General features: G+C 41.9%; 15 protein-coding genes and 1 pseudogene. 11 read left to right on the forward strand and 5 right to left on the reverse strand.

The features are described 5' to 3' along the window. Positions 1–199 precede the first annotated feature (199 nt). A complete protein-coding gene (locus AC5JMF_RS28895; RefSeq protein WP_495799142.1) occupies positions 200–604 on the forward strand; it encodes a response regulator in 405 nt (134 codons plus the stop codon). Between the two features lie 341 nt (positions 605–945). Here the strand turns inward: AC5JMF_RS28895 and AC5JMF_RS28900 are convergent, their stop codons facing one another. The 4 genes from AC5JMF_RS28900 to acsF form a co-directional block, all read right to left on the reverse strand. Continuing rightward, positions 946–1,830: a tetratricopeptide repeat protein gene (locus tag AC5JMF_RS28900; protein ID WP_495799172.1), complete on the reverse strand. Its 885-nt coding sequence runs from the start codon at positions 1,828–1,830 to the stop codon at positions 946–948. A gap of 379 nt (positions 1,831–2,209) precedes the next feature. Continuing rightward, positions 2,210–4,051: an alkaline phosphatase family protein gene (locus AC5JMF_RS28905; protein WP_495799143.1), complete on the reverse strand. Its 1,842-nt coding sequence runs from the start codon at positions 4,049–4,051 to the stop codon at positions 2,210–2,212. A gap of 4 nt (positions 4,052–4,055) precedes the next feature. Further along, positions 4,056–4,256 carry a hypothetical protein gene (locus AC5JMF_RS28910; RefSeq protein WP_495799144.1) on the reverse strand — a complete coding sequence of 67 codons (201 nt, stop codon included), beginning with the start codon at positions 4,254–4,256 and terminating at the stop codon, positions 4,056–4,058. 147 nt (positions 4,257–4,403) lie between these two features. Next, entirely contained in the window at positions 4,404–5,480 is a 1,077-nt protein-coding gene (gene acsF, locus AC5JMF_RS28915; RefSeq protein ID WP_495799145.1) for a magnesium-protoporphyrin IX monomethyl ester (oxidative) cyclase, read from the reverse strand. A gap of 186 nt (positions 5,481–5,666) precedes the next feature. On the opposite strand from acsF, the gene AC5JMF_RS28920 reads away from it, so the two are divergent. The 8 genes and pseudogenes from AC5JMF_RS28920 (at position 5,667) to AC5JMF_RS28955 (ending at position 11,391) form a co-directional block, all read left to right on the forward strand. Beyond that, complete coding sequence (locus tag AC5JMF_RS28920; RefSeq protein WP_495799146.1) at positions 5,667–6,530, forward strand: Rpn family recombination-promoting nuclease/putative transposase; 864 nt, start codon at positions 5,667–5,669, stop codon at positions 6,528–6,530. Between the two features lie 285 nt (positions 6,531–6,815). Further along, positions 6,816–7,529: a biliverdin-producing heme oxygenase gene (locus AC5JMF_RS28925; protein WP_495799147.1), complete on the forward strand. Its 714-nt coding sequence runs from the start codon at positions 6,816–6,818 to the stop codon at positions 7,527–7,529. 277 nt (positions 7,530–7,806) lie between these two features. Continuing rightward, entirely contained in the window at positions 7,807–9,189 is a 1,383-nt protein-coding gene (hemN, locus tag AC5JMF_RS28930) for an oxygen-independent coproporphyrinogen III oxidase (protein ID WP_495799148.1), read from the forward strand. Positions 9,190–9,539: 350 nt separating this feature from the next. Next, a pseudogene (locus AC5JMF_RS28935) lies at positions 9,540–9,782 on the forward strand (helix-turn-helix domain-containing protein); the annotation flags it as partial. Between the two features lie 75 nt (positions 9,783–9,857). Further along, the gene (locus AC5JMF_RS28940) at positions 9,858–10,343 is read left to right on the forward strand and encodes an AraC family transcriptional regulator (protein ID WP_495799173.1); all 486 of its coding nucleotides are present in this window, start codon (positions 9,858–9,860) and stop codon (positions 10,341–10,343) included. Positions 10,344–10,413: 70 nt separating this feature from the next. Beyond that, positions 10,414–10,575: a hypothetical protein gene (locus tag AC5JMF_RS28945; protein ID WP_495799149.1), complete on the forward strand. Its 162-nt coding sequence runs from the start codon at positions 10,414–10,416 to the stop codon at positions 10,573–10,575. 124 nt (positions 10,576–10,699) lie between these two features. Beyond that, positions 10,700–10,951 (forward strand): hypothetical protein, encoded by a 252-nt coding sequence (locus AC5JMF_RS28950; protein WP_495799150.1) that lies wholly within the window; start codon positions 10,700–10,702, stop codon positions 10,949–10,951. Next, a complete protein-coding gene (locus tag AC5JMF_RS28955) occupies positions 10,948–11,391 on the forward strand; it encodes a type II toxin-antitoxin system VapC family toxin (protein WP_495799151.1) in 444 nt (147 codons plus the stop codon). The genes AC5JMF_RS28950 and AC5JMF_RS28955 overlap by 4 nt, the downstream gene beginning before the upstream one ends. A 282-nt stretch (positions 11,392–11,673) precedes the next feature. On the opposite strand, the gene pgsA is transcribed toward AC5JMF_RS28955, so the two are convergent. Then, entirely contained in the window at positions 11,674–12,201 is a 528-nt protein-coding gene (gene pgsA, locus AC5JMF_RS28960; protein ID WP_495799152.1) for a CDP-diacylglycerol--glycerol-3-phosphate 3-phosphatidyltransferase, read from the reverse strand. Positions 12,202–12,518: 317 nt separating this feature from the next. On the opposite strand from pgsA, the gene AC5JMF_RS28965 reads away from it, so the two are divergent. After that, positions 12,519–13,925, forward strand: coding sequence for an aspartate ammonia-lyase (locus tag AC5JMF_RS28965; protein WP_495799153.1), 1,407 nt, complete (start codon positions 12,519–12,521; stop codon positions 13,923–13,925). A gap of 115 nt (positions 13,926–14,040) precedes the next feature. Continuing rightward, a complete protein-coding gene (locus AC5JMF_RS28970; RefSeq protein ID WP_495799154.1) occupies positions 14,041–15,015 on the forward strand; it encodes an Npun_F2552 family protein in 975 nt (324 codons plus the stop codon). Positions 15,016–15,116: the final 101 nt, after the last annotated feature.

Consider the following 15,116-nt stretch of genomic DNA (forward strand, 5'->3'; position numbering starts at 1 on the left):
GTAATCTGATGGTAATCTGCTCTTACTTGAGTTTGCATACACTTCAGTAGCTAGTAGGATACTTCCCATGGTTATGTTTTCTAATTTTGACCTTTGGGGAAAGTCTAAGAGTTGGTTTTTTCTACTCAGAACTTTCCCAGATGAATTTTAAATTCTTTAAATTCATTGAATCCCCCTCACCCTTATATGTAAAATTCTCATGAAAACAGTTTTGATTGTCGAAGATGATCTGATTAATGCGCGGGTTTTTTCCAAGATTTTGTCCAAGCGCGGTGGTTTGGATGTGAAACACACTGAAAATGTCGAAGAAGTGATAGAAATCGCCCAATCAGGTGAAGCAGACCTCATTTTAATGGATGTTTCTCTTTCTAGAAGTGTTTATCAAGGTAAATCTGTTGATGGCATCAAAATTACACAAATGTTGAAATCTGATCCAAAAACAGCAAACTTACCTGTGATTTTGGTGACAGCACATGCTATGGAAGGCGATCGCGAGAACTTTCTCAAGCAAAGCGGTGCTGATGGCTACATTTCTAAACCAGTTGTTGACCACCAACAGTTTGTTGACCAGATTCTGGCACTTCTACCCACAAACGACCATTGACAAAGCAGGCAGTGCATAACTTTGATCGCTCAAGTTATGACAACTGCCATCAACTGCATTAGCATTGACGATTACTCAACCGTTCGAGCAGAAAGCTATGGCGCTTGTGAACTCTAACTTTTCTCTGGCTGCTAACGATACTGGTTATACCAATTCTCCAAAAAGGTTGTCTTGCGGTATCTAGATTTCTAAATTGCGAATTGGTGTTACTTCCACCTCTTGGTACTAATTCCTGTGTTACCAGTATATATGTACTATAAAAGTGGTGTTTTCGGCAAGTAGCAAGAGTAGAGTTATGAGAGTGCTGTGAGCATAGCAGTGTGTTGAGTAAAATTTTACTCTTACTGAGTGGGCTGTTGACTCGGAGCTGATGAGTTCTGTGGTTGCTGTAAAGCCGCTTGAATACGAGGTAATTCGAGGAATTTTTTCGTATCAGATAGTAAGCGATCGCCCCAGAGATTTTGTTTGAGAAAATCTAAACTAGCATAGCGTTGATCGATGCGGAGTGCGGCTTCTCCCATTGCCAAACCTTGTTTTTGATCGCCTTTTGTATACAGTGCTACTCCCAAAGCCAATAAAGGCTCTGCGGCTTGTTTCTCAAGAGTGAGCGCAGTTTGCCATTGCTTAATTGCTCCGGCGACATCACCCTGTTCATAGTTAATTAAGCCAATGTTATTAATTGCCGGCCAGAATTTTTTATTTTGAGAAACAGCCTGATTGTATTGTGCGATCGCCTCTGGTAATTTACCGAGAACAAAGTAAGCATTTCCGACATCAAACAATGCCTCTGGGTCGTTGGGTTTTAACTTTAAACCCTCTTGATAGTTGGCAATAGCTGCTTGATAATTTTTTTGTTGAAAATTAACTGAACCCAAAGCAAACAGAATATCAGCATTTTTGGGATTTAGGGATTGTGCTTGTTTTAAAGAAGCGATCGCAGCATCATACTCTTTAGTTTGCAATTGCAATCCACCTAACAGCAGCCACACCTTATCAATTTTCGGGGCCAGTTGAGTAGCTAACCGCGCTCGTGGTATAGCTAACTCCACCTGCTGAAACTGAGCTAATTGAGCTGCTTCTTGCGCCAAACTCAATCCTTGCTTTTCTAACTTCGCTGCATCAAGTTGCAGAGTATGAGGAATTAATGCCTGTGCGTGCGCTGCTTGTGGCGTACTCCACAAACTACAGACAACTAGAAGAGAAATTAAACTAATATGTTTAGGCACACTACCGCCTCTTAACCACAAATTAAATAATCTTTCAGATAGCTTAAACGATCTTTCCTGGAGACGAAAAGCAAATTTCATGTGTAAGTCCTCATTGTTCTTCTTATCCACCCCTATACCCAGCCGTAATTGTGAAAAATCAGGGGAGCAGGGAGCAGGCGAGAAAAACCACCCACCCTTTCCTGCCTCTGAGCAAAGCTGATGACTGCTTTATGTTAATTCCTAACACATGAAGCTGAGAAATTTAAGCCCACAGAGTTTCCCACTCCCGATGTCATTAACGCTTCGCGGAAGTCCCCATCTTCAAGGTACTCATTCGATGGGGATGGATGACGAATACCCAATTTTTTCGGGTACTAGTTAATGTCTTGACCGTAGTTCACAGTCCTAGAGTCCGACCAGGAAATCCTGCTGTATCAAAATAGCGAGTTTCCCCCACTGTTTGATATTTGAGGATAGTTTTGATACCGTTAGCAGCAGGTTGAGACTCTAAAGTTTGAGCTTGAGACTTCAGATTATCAGCTCCACCAACTAAAGCTTCACTCAATACCCGCCCAACTAACTTACCTTGTGCAGTTAACTTTAATTTCAGCACCTGTGCCAAAGTCGGCATGACATCTGCATTGCTCACCGCGGCTTGGTCTTGATACCCCTGCTTGAAATCAGGGCCGATCGCAGCCATTGTATTATATGTATCAGCACGACTAAAACTACCGTGGATTCCTTGACCTTGTTGCAATCCCGTATCTGCCACTTCTATCCCACATGCCGTAGGATTACCGCAACCTGTATCAAAGGAGCGGAAGTTAACCACAATTGAAGGTATTGGCGTTCGCGCAGTTCCCCTAAGCTTAATTGCACTCAATGGTAAAGTCCCAGGAATCGCACCCAAATTATCATCTACAAACAAGCCGCTGACATAATCTTGCTTGAGCAACAAATTAACAATCTTTTGAGTACCAGCTTTGTTTTTAGTCTTATTCAGCAAGTAGAGCAAATCAGATCCACCATTAGCAGCGACAATTACATCAGGCTTTCTGGGGTCTTTACCGATAACACCGTTTCTAGAAAAATGCCCCTGAGTTGGATTAACAGGGGCATTTTGGTTATCTGGGTCAAATAAAGACAATTGCAAATCATGTGCTAAATCTATCGCCACAAAACCCGGAGGTAAAAACCCTTTTGGCACATCTGCATAACTTAGGGTAGCTGCATAACTAGTTTTACTTTCTTTACTGATAGTCGAGAAGCCGTGGTCAGCAGTAACAAATATATTGGTGGTTGCTTCTAAGCCTAATTTTTTGAGTGTGGTACGAATTTGTGCCAAGTTCTTGTCAACATTTTGACGCGCTGCTTGAACTGTGGGGCCGTTGATGCCAGGAACGAGTTTGTTTAGGCTGTCGCCGTGGTTGTGCTGTGTACCATCAGGGTCACGAGACCAATAAACCAATACAAATGGTTTTTGTCGCTGTTTGAATAATGGCAAAATTACCTGATTGGTGACATCAGCAAAATATTGCTGCTGCGCTACATTAGCAACTTTTGTCCCTGGGATCTTGCTGTCGCCGGCTTTGCCATTGTCTCCCCGCGATGGTGTTGTTAGGGGTAGTGAATTTTTGCTTAGTAGTGTAGTAATTTCTTGACTGAGAGCAATTCCTGTCGGTGTGCCAGTGGCATCATCAAAGATGATGGTTGGTTCGCCTTTGTCTTGAGTCACATCTTGAATCAAAACTGGGCCGATTTTTCCGACTGCTGCTGTGCTGAAACCTTTGTTTTTGGCGATCGCTAGTAAGCTGGTTTCGTTAAGATAATTAGCACCAAACTGTTTGTTCACCTCCTTGAGAACGGCATTATTTTCTAGGAAGGGGACTAAGCTATTTTTGGCACTTTTGACGGGAGCATTAACTTTGATAGTATTGCTAAAGTCTCCTGTATCGCCTAGATAGTGGCCAGTAGCGATCGCGGATGCATTAGCAGTTGTAAAAGTAGGAAATAAAGAGTGGCTATTGACAAAAGTTACACCCTTGTCTCTAATTTCCTGCAACATCGGAGTATCAGTGGCATTGATTGATGTTGGACGCAGCCCATCAGCAACAAAGATGATCGCATTGTGTAAAGTAGTTTCCTGAGGACGTTTTTCTAAAAATGGTGTACATGCTACAACTACAATGACGCAAAGAGCTAGAAGTAACCAAAAACGATTGTGTGTCAAAAACCGCATAACCTTACGGATTACTAGGACACCAAAATTCTATGATTTGGTTGCGGAATTTGGTTAAAGATTTTCGTCTCTGTTTTGTTTTCCTGAGATTTTCAACAAGTAAACTATCCAAATAAACTAACCACAGTGCCACGCCAGTAGGGTGCGTTACGCTGGCGCGATAACACACCACCAAAGATTTACGGTGCGTTAGACTGCCGTCCATAACGCACCCTACCAAACTCTAACCACAGAGTCATGAGAAAGAGAGAGGGTTTTTGCGTCAGTTTTTTGGATATTTTTTTATTTGGAAGTCCCCGTGTTCCTCTGCGTTCTCTGCACCTGGAGCGATTTATTCATTTATTGCTCAAAATTAATGAACTGCACCTCTTAATGATTCGGCATCAATGGGTTTAATGAGGTAAACCCGCAATAGATGCCCAATTATCGATGCAATGATGGGCAATTTTTGGCAGAACTTGATAGCTTTGGGGCGATCGCTCTGATTAATTTCTGCCAGTTTCACATTAAGATCTGAACACTGCTCTAACCGTTGGAAAAACTCAGGGTGACTTGTATTCAAATTCAAAGGAAACGCCCGTGCAGCGGTATTATTTGTCTCTTCAATCACTCTGGTATTGTACTCACGCGGATCTATACCAATCGACTGATAAAACTTTGCTCGCTCAAATACTGTCAACGTATGGGTAGCAAACACACTCAGCAAAAAGAAACGCACCCATAATCGTGCTTGCCAATTATTCCATAGTTGAGGTTGCGATCGCAAAAGTGCATTGAAGAAATCCCCATGTCGATTCTCATCCTGACACCAACTCTCAAACTTGCGAAACAAGGGATAAATTTGATGTTCTGGATGTTTTTCCATGTGACGATATACCAAAATATAGCGCCAGTAGCCAATTTTCTCAGATAGATAAACCGTGTAAATAATCCACTCTGGCGGAAAGAATGTATAAGTACGATTTTTAGTTAAATAACTTAAGTCTAGGGAAAGATTAAAATCTGCCATTGCTTTATTCAAAAATCCCGCGTGGCGTGCCTCATCCCTAGCCATAAAATTAAAGGCTTCCGCCAAAATTGGGTTACGATTCTTTAGGCGGCGCGATAACTCTTTGAACAATAGAAAACCTGAAAACTCTGAAGTACAGGAACGTTCTAAAAAGTCAATAAAAGCGAGGCGTGTTTCTCCATCAATGTGATCCCAACACTGCTGAAACTCTTCATCTCGTACAAAGTGATGGCGATTATAATCTGCTCTAAGTTCCTCTACAATTGCCTGTAACTCACTATCCTGTGCCGAAATATCTAATTGCGCCACAGCATCAAAATCGGTTGTATAAAACCTTGGTGTTAATAATGTTTCCTGTACAGGCGTTTTCACACCTGGTTTCAGTAACTCAGCTTGCGGGGTATCCAAAGACTTGACCATGAGAATCCTTTGATTATTTCATCCTTTAAAAGTTATATAACCATAAATAGTTATTAATGGACATCAGTTAAATTATTGAAAGCAAATTGTGAGAAATAACCCTAGCGCCTAAGCTAGGTTTTATCTGTATTAAAAAGGCAAATTTATAATGTATTATTTAAGACTATTACTATTAGCAAAAATTCTGTGGTAAAAGCAGCAGATATCGGTGGTAAGAGACTTATTAGTCTAGCTCCTGATGCTTGGGTGCAATGGGTAACACAACATCCTGATGTTGTAGCGAAAGAAATTCTCGGTTCCGAGTTTCAGTGGATTAGCCGCGAAACAGATGTGTTAGTTAAAGCATACAGCGCTAACCACGGGGATTTTTTGGTGCTTAACGAACTACAGTTGCGTTACACAAAATATATGCCTCTACGTATGAGAGCATATACAGCACTAGCTCAAGAACGCTATAAACTGCCGATTTATCCAGTACTGATCAACATTTTACCGCCCCCTCCTACCTTAACTGTTGTCAACAGTTACGAGCAAGAATTTATGGGATTGCGTGCTATCCAAGATTATCGCGTCATTAATTTATGGGAAATCGATGCTGAGATCGTGTTTCGGCAACCAATACCCTCGTTGCTACCATTTGTGCCAGTCCTGCGAGGAGGTAATGAAGCGTCCGTGATTCGGCAGGCAGTAAAGGTACTGCGAGCAGATATACAGATGAACCAGTTGGAATCATTGCTAGCATTTTTTGCTAGCTTTGTGTTAGACACGCCATTAGTGCAACAAATCATGAGGTGGGATATGGCAGTATTGCAAGAATCGCCTTGGTATCAACAAATCCTTACTGAAGGTGAGCAAATAGGTCTCCAGCAAGGTCTCCAGCAAGGTGCGGCACGGCAGTTAATCAGGGTCTTGCAAAAACGCTTCGGTGAAGTTCCACCCGCGCTACAAGCAAGGCTTGAGAGTGAAAGTGTAGAACAGCTAGAAAGTCTTATAGATAATGCGATCGCAGTTAGTTCTTTAGAAGAGTTTATTCAAATCTTGTCTAATTGAAAAGCGTCAGTCGTCAGGAGGTTGGTATATCAAAACTCCTGACTTAACCAAATATAAAGAAATTTTAATAGCTGCATAGTTATACAAACATTAATAGTTAAATAACTTTAGGGGAAGAAAAGTCGCTGAGATCTGCATCGGCATAATACTTGCTGCATAGAGAGATGTAGATCCTATTTGAACTAAAAATAACAATCTTTTAACTCTGGCATTGACAGTGAACTGGCAGTCATCTTGAGTCGGTGACTGCTGGAGAACTTGCACTTGAACACCAAGGAAGCAAAAATGAGTAGTAATCTAGCCGCGAAACTGCGCTCTGGAACACAGCAGGCTCACACAGCAGCAGAAAACGTAGGATTCATGAAGTGTTTTCTCAAAGGGGTTGTAGATAAAGACTGCTTCGCCAAGTTTTTGAGCAACTTGTATTACATCTACAGCGAATTAGAGACGGCAATGGTGAGCCATGTAGACCATCCTGTGATTAGGGGGATGTACTTTCTTGAACTCAATCGCCAAACCGCGATAGAAAAAGACATGCTGTTCTACTATGGAGAAGGATGGCGATCGCAAATCACGCCCTCAGCCGCTACCCAAAAGTACATTACTCACATTCGGGAAATTTCTGCTAGTGAACCTGCCTTATTATTAGGTCATGCCTATACCCGCTACATGGGCGATCTCTCTGGGGGTCAAATGTTCCAAAAAATTGCTCAGTCGGCCTTGAAACTTCACCACTACCAAGGAACATCTTTTTATAATTTTGAGCAAATTCCTGATAAAAAGGCATTCAAAGACAAATACCGTCAAGCATTAGATGCATTACCCATCGACGATGCAACCGCAGAACGAATTGTAGCAGAAGCAAATAAAGCCTTTGCCTTCAACTTGCAAATGGCTCAAGAGCTAGACGGAAATTTAATCAAAGCACTCGGTCAAGTCTTATTTAACAGTCTAACTCGCTCCCATAACCCTGGCAGCACCGAGGCAGCGACTACTTGAGGGATTGGGGATTGGGGATCGGGTACTGGGGATTGGGGATTGGGTAGAACAAAATTTTCCATTCCCATACTTTTGTTGTCAAAGACGACGCTCTTGCTAGCTTGCTTCCCCTTTGGGGTACGGCACAGTACAAATTCCCTAGTCCCTAATCCCAGTCTCCAGTCTCCAGTCTCCAGTCCCCAATCCCCAGTCCCCAATCCCCAATCCCCAGTCCCCAGTCCCCAATCCCCAATCCCCAGTCCCCAATCCCCAGTCCCCAGTTCTCTAGGAGATTTTGATGGTTTTTCTATTACCTAGTGTGAAGTTTGATTTGGCAATGATCCAAAAGTATGACACTCGCGCACCTAGATATACTAGTTATCCACCCGCTACAGAGTTAAACGAAACATTCACTGAAACTGATTTTAAAACTGCGATCGCGGCATCAAATCAACGCAATACTCCTCTGTCTTTATATTTTCATATACCCTTTTGTCAGAGTGCTTGTTATTTCTGTGGTTGTAATACGGTAATCTCTAATAATAAGAGGATTGCTAAACCCTACGTTGAGTATTTAGCTCAAGAAATTAAGCATACAGCAGCCTTCATTAATCCAGAAAGAAAAGTTTTGCAAATTCACTGGGGTGGGGGTACGCCTAACTACTTAGAGCGTGACCAAATAGAATTTTTGTGGAAAAACATCAATCGCTACTTCAGTATTGATGAAAAAGCTGAGGTTTCAATTGAAATTAATCCTCGATATATTGACAGGAACTACATTTTATTTCTTAGGCAAATTGGGTTTAACCGTATCAGTTTTGGCATCCAAGATTTTAATCGCCAGGTTCAAGTCGCAGTTAATCGTATCCAACCAGAAGAGATGTTATTTGATGTCATGAGTTGGATTAGAGAAGCTAAATTTGACAGTGTGAATGTAGATCTGATTTATGGTCTGCCTTATCAAACCCACGATACGTTTCGGGAAACTATCAAAAAGACTATTGAATTAGATCCTGACCGAATTGTTGTCTTTAACTTTGCTTATGTGCCTTGGCTAAAACCAGTACAAAAAAATATTCCCCAAGATGCTCTACCTTTACCGCAGGAAAAATTAGAAATCCTCAAAATGACCATCGAGGAATTGACGAATAACCAATATTTGTTTATTGGAATGGATCATTTTGCTAAAACTAACGATGAATTAGCGATCGCTCAACGCAATTCTACCCTCAAACGTAACTTCCAAGGCTACACTACCCATGCTGAAACAGAACTTTTTGGTTTTGGTTCTACATCTATCAGTATGCTAGAAGATGCTTATGTTCAAAACCACAAAGAATTACAAGATTATTATCGGGCAATCGCAGCGGGTGTTTTACCAATTAGTAAAGGTATCAAACTCAATCAAAACGATATTATTAGACGTGATGTAATTATGGGAATCATGTCTCATTTTCAGTTAAGTAAGCAAGATATTGAAGATAGATATCACATCAAATTTAATAAATATTTTGCTGAAGAATTAGAAGCCTTAAAACCTCTAGAATCTGATGGATTAGTGAGTTTATCAACAAACTACATTGAGATTACAGATATTGGTCGATTACTAGTAAGAAACATCGCTGTGATTTTTGACACTCATACCAGAACAAAACAGACAAAATTCTCTCGTGCAATTTGAGCATGTGTAAACGAAAAAAGGTGTGGAAAAGAGAACTTAATTAGCGGATAAAATCCGCTAATTAAGTTCTGACTAAGAGGATATTTTAACTCTCATCAGATTTTTGATATCTTGTAACTTCCTCAACTAAATCATTTAGTCCTAGCTCTAGTGTATGAAGTACCTGGTTTAATAATTTTTCACAGCAAGCATTTGTAGACTGAGCAATTTCTGTCAAGCTTCATAGATTCCAAGGGAGTAGGCTATTAATAGCCAAGGAGGATACTTCATTGAATGAATCTCTTGTTGACACTTATCACTTTAGATTTCGCAAGGTACTTGAGTACGTTGATACTCATCTGGATGACGATTTGACTGTCGATTGTCTCAGCAACGTTGCTGCATTCTCGAAGCATCATTTTCACAGGCAGTTCTCTGAACTTTTTGGAATTAGCGTATATAAGTACATTCAACTCACTCGTTTGAAACGCGCTTCTTATCAACTTGCTTTTCGCAGTCAGATGCCGATTGTCGATATTGCACTGGCGAGTGGCTACGAAAATCATGAGTCGTTTTCTCGTGCGTTCAAGAAAAGTATTAGACAAACTCCTTCCGAGTTCAGAGAGCTTCCGCAGTGGAACCCTTGGCACTTAATTTATCAATCAGTGCATAACTTAAGGATCAAGCATATGAAATCAGACCATCAACAGGATCGAGTCAAGGTAATCCTGTTTAAAGAAACCAAAGTTGCGGTGTTTGAGTACCGTGGTGATCCTCATTCCATCGGGAATTCAATTCGCAAATTTATCGAATGGCGAAAGCAAAACCATCTTTCACCCCAAGCCAGTGATACTTTCAACATCCTCTATGACAATCCATCCGAAACTTCGCCTGAAAATTTTCGTTTGGATATCTGTGCATCAACAGAACGGAATGTGCCTGAGAATTCGTTTGGAGTTGTAGAAAAAACGATTCCTGGTGGTCGCTGTGCCGTATTGCGACATATCGGAGACGATGCGAATCTTAGTGAAAGCATTACTTATCTTTACGCGAACTGGCTTCCGTCGAGTGGAGAAGACCTGCGGGACTTTCCTCTGTTTTTACAAAGAGTCAAGTTTTTTCCTGATGTGCCTGAGCATGAGGCAATTATCGATGTGTTTCTTCCCCTCAAGTAAATTCGTACAGATAGCACGGACTTTTTGCCTAGCAGAGTATGGAAGCCGAAGAAACATAATAATAGACCTCTTGCAAAAGTCGGATACTCGCCAGAAAATAAATTTTCTGGCTGATAACTCAAGTCGGTTGAAACCGACTAATAACAGTATTTTTAGTCCGTTTCAACGGACTTTTGCTGTTAGGCAGAGACTTGAGTCTCTGACGGTTCAAGTATTTTTGCAAGAAGTCTAATCCCAATACACCGGAACAAAGTCAAGTATCCGAATAAACAAAAAGACCAGTCTATAAGCTGGTCTTTTTGTTTACTTTTGATTTGTTAAACTAAGATTCACAGCAGTTGATAAGAGTTAGGTTGATGAGTCCGTCACTTGAAAAAATTTTAAGCGAAATTGAGCAACTGACTCCAGAGGAGCAATTGACGGTGATGGGGCATTTAGTGGAGCGTGTTAAGAAACATATTACTCAAGCGCAACCAAAACGCAAGTGGAGCGATTTGAAGGGTATGGCACCCTATCCGTTATTAGGTGAAGATGCTCAGGAATGGGTTTCGCGAACTCGACGGGAAGCAGATGAGCATCGAGAACGGTTATTGCAAGGAGAGGAATGAGGATTAGTGATGCGTTAGCTCGAGTTTCACGCTTATTTCTCGATACAGCACCCGTAATTTATTTTGTAGAACGCAATCCGCAGTTTGTGGATTTAGTCGATCCAATTTTTGATCGGTTAGAAGCTGACATTACAGCAGTAGCATCTGGAATAACGTTATCAGAGTGTTTGGTGGGCGCTATCCGTCTGGGGTTAGTGGATTTAGAGCAGGCTTTTGTCGATGCGTTGCAACAAGAACAAGTAGTTTTTGTGGAAATTAATGCTGCTATTGCGCGAGAAGCTGCGAAAATTCGGGTGCGTTATAACCTTCAGTTACCCGATGCGTTGCAGGTGGCGGCGGCAATAATTGCTGGTTGTGAGGCGTTTTTGACCAATGATGCAGCTTTTAAGCGGGTGACGGAGTTGAGGATTTTGGTGGTGGGTGAGTTGTCAGTAGAGTGAGCAGACTATTTGCAATTTTAGAAAAGATTAATTGGCGGGAAACTTAATTATGACGACATCAAGCTAAAAACGCTTACAGTAAAGCATTCAGCGCCAGATTAACCCGCAAGCGATCGCTTGCTAATAAGGAACGTGCCTTCTTGAAAGTTTTTATGTCCGAATGGGGAAACTAGCTACTAATTTACACTTGGCGCGAATGTCATCAAAAAGTTTAGAGGCTGCTTTTATCTAGGTTCTAACAAAATTGCTACATCAAGAGCAATTCTTGCTTCTAACTACCCCCTAAGTATGATTTTGGTCTGAAGGTTGAGTTTGTGGCCAAAGATAAATACCTCCAGATATTAATGTCATAGCAACAGAAAACCAAAAAGCGATCAAAGATGGGATTTGCCACTCTGAAGATAAAGGCGCAATCAAAAGAGCGATCGCTACTATTTGACTAACAGTTTTTAATTTACCCCAAATATTTGCCCCCGAAATTGTCGCTTGATTAACTCGCCAACCAGCGATCGCTAATTCCCGCGCTAAAATCAAAAACACTCCCCAAGTCGGGACTTTTCCTAACTCAATCAACACCATTAACGGTGCAAGTACCAAAAATTTATCTACTAAAGGATCAAGAAACTTTCCCAATTCACTTACTTGATTGAGTTTCCGTGCTAAATAGCCATCCAACCAATCAGTTAATGCGGCAATCAGAAAAATTGCCAAGCACACCCACCTAGCTTGTGGCGTGGGGTTGTATAAGCCGTAAAGTAGAAATGGTACACCTAGAAGGCGAGAGAAAGTAATCCAGTTGGGTAGGGTCATGGAATTGGGGAATGGGGAACTCAAGAACTTGTACTGAGCGAAGTCGTACCCTGCGAGATCTTGCTACGCGTAGCGTCTCCGACAGGAGAAGTATGGGGAATTGTCATTGATTATTCTTTGCGTCTGCATGTCTTTGTGTCCCTTCATTTTCCCAATTTTCCCGCAGGCATGGGACAATCTGTTGTTTGATATTTCTTAAAACAATAGAACAATAGTAAGCTGTTCCATATATAACTTGCATAATTAGGGCGGGCAAGATGCCCACCCCACAAGAGTTTTATTTAATTTGATTATGTAATTTAGATGTTTTTTAGCTTATGAATAAACAAACAGATTCTCAATTTCGGGTTGAACGCGATTCGATGGGCGATCGCCAAATTTCTAGTAACGTTTACTACGGTATTCAAACGCTACGAGCAATAGAAAACTTTCCTATTAGCGGTATCAAGCCTTTATCTACTTACGTAGATGCTTGCATTTTAATTAAAAAAGCTACAGCAATAGTCAATGGTGAACTAGGTTGTATCTCTCAAGATATCAGTAAAGCGATCGCCCAAGCTGCTGATGAAATCCTCGCAGGGAAGTTTCGCGATCAGTTTGTAGTAGATATTTATCAAGCGGGTGCGGGAACTTCGCACCACATGAATGTTAATGAGGTGCTGGCAAATCGAGCATTAGAAATTTTAGGCGAAGAAAAAGGCAATTACAAGCGCGTTAATCCCAACGACCATGTTAACTACGGTCAATCGACAAATGATGTAATTCCGACAGCGATTCGGATTGGTGGCTTGTTAGCGCTAACAAAGACATTACACCCAGCTTTAGAGAAAGCGATCGCCGCCTTGGCAGACAAAGCTGTAGAATTTCAAAATATCGTCAAATCCGGTAGAACTCACATGCAAGACGCCGTACCTGTGCGCTTGGGTGAGAATTTTCGGGCTTGGGCGCAAATCCTTACAGAACACCAAAACCGCATTTATACCGCCTCTGGGGATTTGATGGTACTGGGTTTAGGAGGTAGCGCGGTTGGAACAGGATTAAACACTCATCCTCAATATCGGGCCCGTGTGGTAGAGGTACTGTCAGAATTGATTGAGTGTCCCCTAGAACCTGCATCTCACTTGATGGCAGCCATGCAGAGTATGGCACCATTTGTCAATGTTTCTGGTGCTTTACGCAACTTAGCACAGGATCTAGTTAAAATATCTCACGATTTACGGCTGATGGATTCGGGGCCAAAAACTGGTTTCAAAGAAATTCAACTACCGCCAGTACAACCGGGTTCATCGATCATGCCAGGCAAATATAACCCAGTAATGGCAGAGATGACATCAATGGTATGTTTTCAGGTAATGGGTTACGACAATGCGATCGCCCTATCAGCCCAAGCAGGACAATTAGAACTAAACGTGATGATGCCACTGATTGCCTATGACTTGATTCACAGTATCGAAATTCTCGGTAATACCATCGCTGCACTCGCGCAAAATTGCATAATAGGAATCACTGCCAACCGAGAACGTTGTTTAGCTTATGCTGAGGGCAGTTTAGCTTTAGTTACCGCGCTCAATCTCCACATTGGTTATTTAAAAGCAGCAGAAGTAGCCAAAGAATCCCTAGAAACCGGCAAATCTCTACGGCAGATTGTCCTAGAACGAGGATTAATGACTCAAGCAGAATTAGCCACAGTGTTAAATTTAGAGCAAATGAGCAGTATTTTATAGGAGGGAGTGGCAAAGATGAGGGGGACGCAGGGACACGGAGAATAATCAATAGCAATTCCCCACTCCCCACTCCCCACTCCCCACTCCATACTCCCCACTCCCCACTCCCCACTCCATGCAGACTCAAAAACCATCTGTCAGTTTAGTCAGGGCTACCTCCTACAATTCAGAGGTCTTACGTGAATCTTTAGAGACACTCCTAGAACCTTTAGGAGGAATGGCAGCTTTTGTTAGTAAAGGCGATCGCGTTTTACTCAAACCCAATCTTCTGACAGGGGCACGTCCAACTAAAGAGTGTACAACTCGCCCTGAACTGGTGTACGAAGTTGCCAAAATGGTTATCGAGGTTGGTGGCAAGCCGTTTTTAGGAGATAGTCCAGCTTTTGGTAGTGCCAAGGGAGTAGCGATCGCAAATGGCTATCAGGCTATTTTAGAAGAACTGAATTTACCGATTATCGAGTTTCAGGGCAAACGTTACCAAACTGTCAACGAAGATTTTAATCACCTACGGCTGTCTAAAGAAGCAATGGAGGCAGATGTGGTAATTAACCTACCAAAACTCAAATCACATATGCAGTTGACATTGACGCTGGGTGTAAAAAACTTGTTTGGTTGCGTTCCTGGCAAAATGAAAGCTTGGTGGCACATGGAAGCCGGGAAAGATGCAAACCGATTTGGTGAAATGTTAGTTGAAACCGCCAGAGCAATTAACCCTAATTTAACCATTTTGGATGGAATTATTGGTCATGAAGGTAATGGCCCTAGTGGCGGTGAACCTCGTCAATTGGGAATTTTAGCAGCAGCAGCAAATGTATTTGCTTTAGATCGGGCAATGATAGAGATTCTTAATGTACTACCTCATCAAATACCTACTGTTGCAGCTTCTCAAAGACTGGGGATTTGTCCAGAACTCACTGATATAGAGTTTCCGAATTTGCAGCCTGACTTGCTAAAGATAGAAGACTGGCAACTTCCAGACAAATTGATGCCCATTGATTTTGGAATGCCTCGCGTCATTAAATCCACCTTCAAGCATCTCTACACCCGTTTTATCAAAGAACCAATAAGTGTATATGGTAGAAGGGGTTAGAGATGAGGGAGATGAGGGAGTAATTTTATCCGCGTCTCCCCTTCCCCGCGTCCCCGCGTCTCCGCGTCTTCTTGGTAATTTTATCCCCGTCCCCGCGTCCT

Source organism: Desmonostoc vinosum (genome assembly GCF_059505385.1).

Bases quoted from the DNA above. Each gene is read 5' to 3' on its own strand.
- AC5JMF_RS28895 (WP_495799142.1), top strand. From the start codon at position 200: ATGAAAACAGTTTTGATTGTCGAAGATGATCTGATTAATGCGCGGGTT.
- AC5JMF_RS28905 (WP_495799143.1), bottom strand. From the start codon at position 4,051: ATGCGGTTTTTGACACACAATCGTTTTTGGTTACTTCTAGCTCTTTGC.
- AC5JMF_RS28910 (WP_495799144.1), bottom strand. From the start codon at position 4,256: ATGGACGGCAGTCTAACGCACCGTAAATCTTTGGTGGTGTGTTATCGC.
- acsF (WP_495799145.1), bottom strand. From the start codon at position 5,480: ATGGTCAAGTCTTTGGATACCCCGCAAGCTGAGTTACTGAAACCAGGT.
- AC5JMF_RS28925 (WP_495799147.1), top strand. From the start codon at position 6,816: ATGAGTAGTAATCTAGCCGCGAAACTGCGCTCTGGAACACAGCAGGCT.
- hemN (WP_495799148.1), top strand. From the start codon at position 7,807: ATGGTTTTTCTATTACCTAGTGTGAAGTTTGATTTGGCAATGATCCAA.
- AC5JMF_RS28940 (WP_495799173.1), top strand. From the start codon at position 9,858: ATGAAATCAGACCATCAACAGGATCGAGTCAAGGTAATCCTGTTTAAA.
- AC5JMF_RS28950 (WP_495799150.1), top strand. From the start codon at position 10,700: ATGAGTCCGTCACTTGAAAAAATTTTAAGCGAAATTGAGCAACTGACT.
- AC5JMF_RS28955 (WP_495799151.1), top strand. From the start codon at position 10,948: ATGAGGATTAGTGATGCGTTAGCTCGAGTTTCACGCTTATTTCTCGAT.
- pgsA (WP_495799152.1), bottom strand. From the start codon at position 12,201: ATGACCCTACCCAACTGGATTACTTTCTCTCGCCTTCTAGGTGTACCA.
- AC5JMF_RS28965 (WP_495799153.1), top strand. From the start codon at position 12,519: ATGAATAAACAAACAGATTCTCAATTTCGGGTTGAACGCGATTCGATG.
- AC5JMF_RS28970 (WP_495799154.1), top strand. From the start codon at position 14,041: ATGCAGACTCAAAAACCATCTGTCAGTTTAGTCAGGGCTACCTCCTAC.